The 6,000-nt window shown below is 71.5% G+C and carries 4 protein-coding genes; 2 read left to right on the forward strand and 2 right to left on the reverse strand.

Annotation, left to right across the window (positions count from 1 at the left end):
• Nucleotides 1–48 precede the first annotated feature (48 nt).
• Entirely contained in the window at nucleotides 49–2,190 is a 2,142-nt protein-coding gene (locus WYO_RS25405; protein ID WP_007568055.1) for a helicase-related protein, read from the forward strand.
• Nucleotides 2,191–2,256: 66 nt separating this feature from the next.
• Here WYO_RS25405 and WYO_RS25410 read toward each other — a convergent pair whose 3' ends face one another.
• The gene (locus WYO_RS25410; protein ID WP_202948053.1) at nucleotides 2,257–4,515 is read right to left on the reverse strand and encodes a TonB-dependent siderophore receptor; all 2,259 of its coding nucleotides are present in this window, start codon (nucleotides 4,513–4,515) and stop codon (nucleotides 2,257–2,259) included.
• Between the two features lie 200 nt (nucleotides 4,516–4,715).
• On the opposite strand from WYO_RS25410, the gene WYO_RS25415 reads away from it, so the two are divergent.
• On the forward strand, nucleotides 4,716–5,117 hold the full coding sequence (locus tag WYO_RS25415) for a hypothetical protein (protein ID WP_007568058.1): 402 nt from the start codon (nucleotides 4,716–4,718) through the stop codon (nucleotides 5,115–5,117).
• An 11-nt stretch (nucleotides 5,118–5,128) separates the two neighbouring features.
• Here the strand turns inward: WYO_RS25415 and WYO_RS25420 are convergent, their stop codons facing one another.
• Nucleotides 5,129–5,842: an FCD domain-containing protein gene (locus tag WYO_RS25420; protein WP_007568060.1), complete on the reverse strand. Its 714-nt coding sequence runs from the start codon at nucleotides 5,840–5,842 to the stop codon at nucleotides 5,129–5,131.
• Nucleotides 5,843–6,000: the final 158 nt, after the last annotated feature.

Consider the following 6,000-nt stretch of genomic DNA (forward strand, 5'->3'; position numbering starts at 1 on the left):
GGCGGGGTCCAGCGCCGACCGGTGAGCGCCGCGGCCGAAGGTGAGCTCATGGCGCGCAAGCGTCTCCGTCCCACGACCGTCTACCTGTCCGAGGCCGTGGCGCGGCTCGGGCTTTCCCCGGATTCCATCGATCTGGAGACCCTGCGCGCCGATCTCGAACTGCCGGAATTCGGTGCCGAGGTCGACGACGAGCGGGTCGCCGACGTTTTGCGCGCCCGCCAGAAGGCCCGGACCTTCGCGGAGACCGGCGTCCCGGCGGTCCGACAGGCGATCCCCGCGCTCAGAGCCGCCATCCTGCGGGACCGCCGGGTGATCTGGACCATCCGGACCGAGATCCCGCTCCTCGACAATGGCCGCCTGGACCTGCGGATCGACAGCGCCCCGGACCCGGCGGCGGCCGAGATCCTGGCCCGCATGGCGGCCCGGAACGATCCGGCGCACCGCCTCGAGACCCTGCAGGCGGCGGTGGCGGAACGCGCCGGCGAGGTCACCCGGACCCTGAGCAAGCCGGTCGAGCGCCTGCGGGCACAGATCATCCAGGATCTGCGCGAGGTCGGAGCCGACGCGGCCGCCTATATCGCCCATCTGGACCGTTCGCTGCGTTCCCGGGTGTTCACCTACGGGCCGAAGCTGGCGCGCTCCCTGAACGACACCCTCACCCCCGTCCGCCGCCACGCCAAGGCGGTGGCGAGCGAGGGCTCGCGCCTGCGCCGCCTGCGCGATCAGGTCGGCTTCGGCGCCTATATCGAGCGCTTCGCCGCCGCCCGCCGGCTGAACCGCCGGATCCTGTTCCACATGGGACCGACCAATTCCGGCAAGACCTACGCGGCCCTGCAGATGCTGACGGCGGCCGCCAACGGCACCTATCTGGCGCCCCTGCGGCTGCTCGCCCTGGAGAATTACGAGACCCTGCGCGAGCGCGGGCTCCGGGCCGGGATGGTCACCGGCGAGGAGGTCCTGGGCGAGCCGGAGCCGACCCACACCGCCCGCACCATCGAGACCGCCGACCTGACCCGCCCGATCGACGTGGCGGTGATCGACGAGATCCAGATGCTGTCGGATCCCGATCGCGGCTGGGCCTGGACCAACGCCCTGTTCGGCGTGCCCGCCCGGACCGTGGTCGTGTGCGGCTCCGACGACGCCCTGTCCTACGTCCGCCGCGCCGCCGAGGCCGCCGGTGAGTCGCTGGAAGTGATCCCGTTCACCCGCAAGTCGCCGCTGCTGCTGCTCGACGCGCCGGTCCCACTGGAGAAGGTCGAGCCCGGGGACGCGGTCGTGGCGTTCTCGCGCCGGGCCGTGCACGAGAACCGCGAGATCCTGGTCGCCCGCGGGCACCGGGTGGCGACGATCTACGGCGCCCTGTCGCCGGAGGTGCGCCGGGCCGAGGCCACGCGCTTCCGCACCGGCGAGGCCAACGTGCTGGTCACCACCGACGCAATCGGCATGGGGCTCAATCTCGGGCCGCTGCGGCGGATCGTGTTCTCGACCGTGCGCAAGTGGGACGGCACGAAGGAGCGCGGCCTGACCAATTCCGAGATCCGCCAGATCGCCGGCCGGGCCGGCCGCTACGGCCACCAGGATGTCGGCTACGTGGCGGCGACGGACGCGATCGCCATCGAGCCGATCCGGATCGCCCTGTCGGGCGCCCCCACGGCGCCGGCGGCCGATTCGCGCTTCTTCGTCCGGCCGGATCTCGGCGCGATCCGCTCGGTCGCCGAGGAGATGCAGACCCAGAGCCTCCACGAGGTGCTGACGCATTTCGCCCGGGCCACCTTCTATGCCGGCTCGCCGTTCCAGCCCTCGGCCCTGGAGGAGATCCTGGAGGTCGCGCGGGTCATCGACCGGGCGCGGCTGCCGATCGAGGAAAAATTCGCCTTCTCGGTCTGCCCGATCAACCGGCGCGACGAGATCGCCATGGGCATGCTCGAGCGCTGGAGCCAGGCCCGGGCGGCGCGCACCACGGTCCCGGCCCTGCGGGCGAGCCTGACCGGGGAACTCGACTACCAGGAGCGGACCGTCCGTCTCGCCAGCGCCTATCTGTGGCTGTCGCGCCGCTTCCCCGACACGTTCGACGACGTCGAGGCGATCCGGCACATGCGCGGCCGCGCCAACGACGCCATCGAGCAGCATCTGCGCGAGACCGCGACCCGCAAGGCCGAGCGCCGCACCCGCCGGGCGGGCACGCGGTAGCGCATCATCCCGAAAGCCGGTCGCCGGCTTTCGGGAAAAGATGATGCACCACCGAGCCTTAACCCCTCACCAGCGGTAGCCGAGGCTGGCGATGACGGTCCGGCCGTTCCCGTAGAAGCAGCCGCCCGCCGCGAAGCAGGAGGCGACATAGGTCCGGTCGAACAGGTTGGCGGCGTTGATCGAGGCTTGCCAGCCCGCGAGCCCCGGATCGGCGGCGCCGAGATCGTAGCGGATCGCCGCATCGACCAGGGTCACGGCCGGCACGGAAAAACTGTTGGCCGGATCGCCGGCGCTCCGGCCGATGACGCGGATCCCGCCGGCGAGGCTGAGGCCCGCGAGCGGCCCGCCCGGAAACCGGTAATGCGCCCAGAGCGACACCAGTTGGTCGGGCACGGCGACGAAGCGCTTGCCGACGAGCGCCGGGTTGCTGTCCCGGCGCACGGTGGTGTCGAGATAGGTATAGGCGCCGATCAGATCGAGGCTGTCGGACAGGGTCGCCCGGGCCTCGAACTCGATGCCGCGCGAGCGCACGGCGCCGGTCTGGACGCTGTAGAACGGATGCGCGGGATCGGCGGCGGCGACGTTGTCCTGGGTGATGTCGAAGCCCGAGACGGCGACGAAGCTGTCCAGGCCGGGGGGCTGATACTTCACCCCGGCCTCGGTCTGCCGCGCATGGGTCGGCTTGAACGGGGTGCCCGAAAACCCGGTGCCCAGGGTCGGCTCGAACGACGTCGCGTAGCTCGCATACGGCGCGAGGCCGCTGTCGAACAGGTAGACCGCGCCGACCCGGCCGGTGAAGGCCTGGTCGTCCTGGCGAGAACTCCCCGCCGTCAGGCGGTTGGCGGTATCGAGCAGGGACCAATCCTGCCGGCCCCCGACCGTGACCGCCCAGTGGTCCAGACGCATCTGGTCCTGGGCGTAGAGGCCGACGCGGCTCCAGTCCTGACGCGTGCTCGGCGCGGCGGGTGGACGCGCGAAGGGCCGGCGGTAGACCGGCGCCGTAAAGTCGAGCGGCGGCACCGGGCCGAAGCCCGAGGCGTTCACGTCCGCCCGGGAGCCCTGGTAGCCGAGCCCGAGCAGGATCGTATGGCCGACCGGTCCGGTGGCGAAATCGGCCTGCGCCTGGTTGTCGAGCGACACGCCGTCGACCGCCTCCCGCGACCAGGAGGCCGAGCGCTCGAGCAGGCGCGCGGTCGCGCCGAACGGGGCGAAGTAATTGATCGCCACGCCCTCGAAGCGCGTATCGATCCGGGCGTAGCGCAGGTTCTGGCGGATGGTCCAGGTCTCGTCGAAGCGGTGCTCGAAGGCGTAGCCGATCATCGCCTGCTGGCGGTCGTACGCATCGAAGCCGGGCTCGCCCGGGAAGAAGCTGCGCCGGATCCGGCCGGCCGGGCTGGGGAACAGGGTCCCCTCGGCCGGGAGCCAACCCGCGAAGTTGTTGTGCGGGTCGTTCTGGTAGAAGCCCAGCAGAGTGAGGTGCGTGTCGTCGTCCGGCCGCCAGGCCAGCGCCGGCGCCAGCACGAGCCGCTGCTCCCGTGAGAAATCGACCTGCGTGTCGACCCGCCGGCCGAGGCCGTTCAGGCGATAGGCCCAGCGTCCGTCCGCGGTGATCGGCCCGCCGAGATCGAAGGCCGCCTCGGCCCGGTTGCGGTTGCCGGTGGTGAGCGTGATCGCGCGGAAAGGCTGCTCGGTCGGTCGCTTGCTGACCATGCTGACGATGCCGCCCGGGCTCGCCTGCCCGTAGAGGACCGAGGCCGGTCCGCGCAGCACCTCGACGCGCTCCAGCACGGACGGGTCGATGACCTGCGCGGCCCAGTTCCCACCCTTGACGAGCGGCAGGCCGTCGAGGATCTGCGGGTTGGTCGCGCCCGCCGCGAAGCCCCCGAAGCCGCGCAGGAACACGCTTTCCAGCACGCCGCCGACCCGCGTGTCCGCGAACACGCCCGGCGTGTAGCGCAAGGAATCGCCGACGCTCCGGGCCGCCTCCTGGTCGATCTGCGCCCGGGGGATCACCGACACGGCCTGCGGCACCGCGAGGAGCGGCGTGTCGGTCTTCGTCCCGGTGGCCGAGACCCGCGCCACGAGGCCGGGGACCGGATCCGTCCCGGTCATCCCGCGGCCCGTGACCGTGAGGGCCGGAAGGGCGATGGCGGCATCGGTCCCGGGGCGCTCGTGAACGGCCGCCCTCTCCGCTTCGGCTGCCGCGCCCGCTCGGTGGCGGGGTGCCGCGGTCCGGCTCGACGCGACGCCGGGCTGCCCCGCGCCGGGCACATGGTCCTCGGCGTGGAGGGCCGCCGGGGAGCCGGACAGGATCACGGCCAGCACGCATGTCGCTTTGGACGATCGGGGGTTTGCGCGCGGCTTCTGGCCGATTGGGGCGACGGCGTGCGGATCCTGCGGGCGCGGAGACATGGTCGGGCTCCTGTCTGGGGAGCCCAGCGCTACGGCGATTGCCGCCGCCGATCAAGAAAGGTAGGATGATTGGATGAAACTATCTTTTAGCGCAATTCCAGGGAGTCTGGAGCATGGACCGTGCGGCCTTCACCCTTCACGACGTCTCGGCCTTTCCCGTCGTACGGATGCGGAATGGGGATGCCTGCGCGCCCAACTACGCACCGGCCTGGTGCCGGGAGATGGACGCGCTTCTGGGGCGCAACACCCCCTTCGTGCTCATCTATGAGGGGCGCCGAAACGACGAGCCGTACGACGATCGGGTCGCCCGCGGACTGTGGCTGAAGCGGAACAAGGACGCCTTGGCGGAGCGCTGCCGCGCCCTGATCATCGTCGAGCCCGACCGAGATCGGCGCGCGGCTCTGGACGCGGCCTTCCCCAGCCTGGTCCGTGCCTTCGGTACGCCGCAGGCCGCCTGCGCCACCGACGAGGAGGCGGTCGCGCTGGCCAGGCAGGCCCTGCGCGCGACCGGCTGAACGGAGCGCGATCACCGGTCGGCGGCAGCCGGCCCGTCACGCTCAAGCGCGTCGAGGATCGGGCTGACGATCGCTCGGGCGGCCTCCGCGGCACCCGCTTCATCGCGGTCCCGGATCGCGTCGACGACCCGGCGATGGGCGGCGAGGTCCGGCTCGGGCAAGGTCCGGTCGGCCAGCGCCGCGCTCGTGCTGCCGTGCAAGGCCAGCGCGAAGTAGCGATAGAGCTCTACGAGGGCGGCGTTGCCGCCGCTTTGGGCGACCGCGACATGGAAGGCGATGTCGCGCTCGATGAAGCCCGCGAGATCGCCTTCCTGGGGACGCTCCCCGCGCGCCGCCAGCAGCTCCTCGAGCCGTCGCACGTCATCCGCGTCCCGCCGGGTCGCGGCCCGGCGCGCGGCCTCGGTCTCGAGCAGCGCGCGCAGCTCGAAATGGTCGCGCAGGCTCGCATGGGTGACCCGGCGCATGACCTCCGCCGGATCGACGTTGAGGCGGACATAGGTCCCGTCCCCCTGCCGCACCTCCAGGACCTTGGCATGCGAGAGCACCCGCACGGCCTCCCGCACGGTGTTCCGGCCGACCTGCAGCATCTCGGCGAGTTCCGCCTCCTTCGGGATGCGCGCCCCGACCTTCCAGCGGCCGGTCTCGATCTGCGTGCGGATGAGCTCGATCGCGGAATCGACCAGGGAGCGTCGGGCGGCCTGGGGCAGGTTCAAGGTCGGGGGCATGGGAGCAGCTTTACGCGAGGATGCAGGATCATCCCACGTCTGAACCGTCTCCTCGATCAGCCCGTTTGGCAAGCATGGCCTCGAACGCGGAAAACCCGGTTCGCGTTAGCGAGCCGGGTTTTCCGAAGGGTCGAGTGGTCGAAAGAGATTTGGTTGCG

It is taken from the genome of Methylobacterium sp. GXF4 (genome assembly GCF_000272495.1).
Taxonomy (GTDB): domain Bacteria; phylum Pseudomonadota; class Alphaproteobacteria; order Rhizobiales; family Beijerinckiaceae; genus Methylobacterium; species Methylobacterium brachiatum.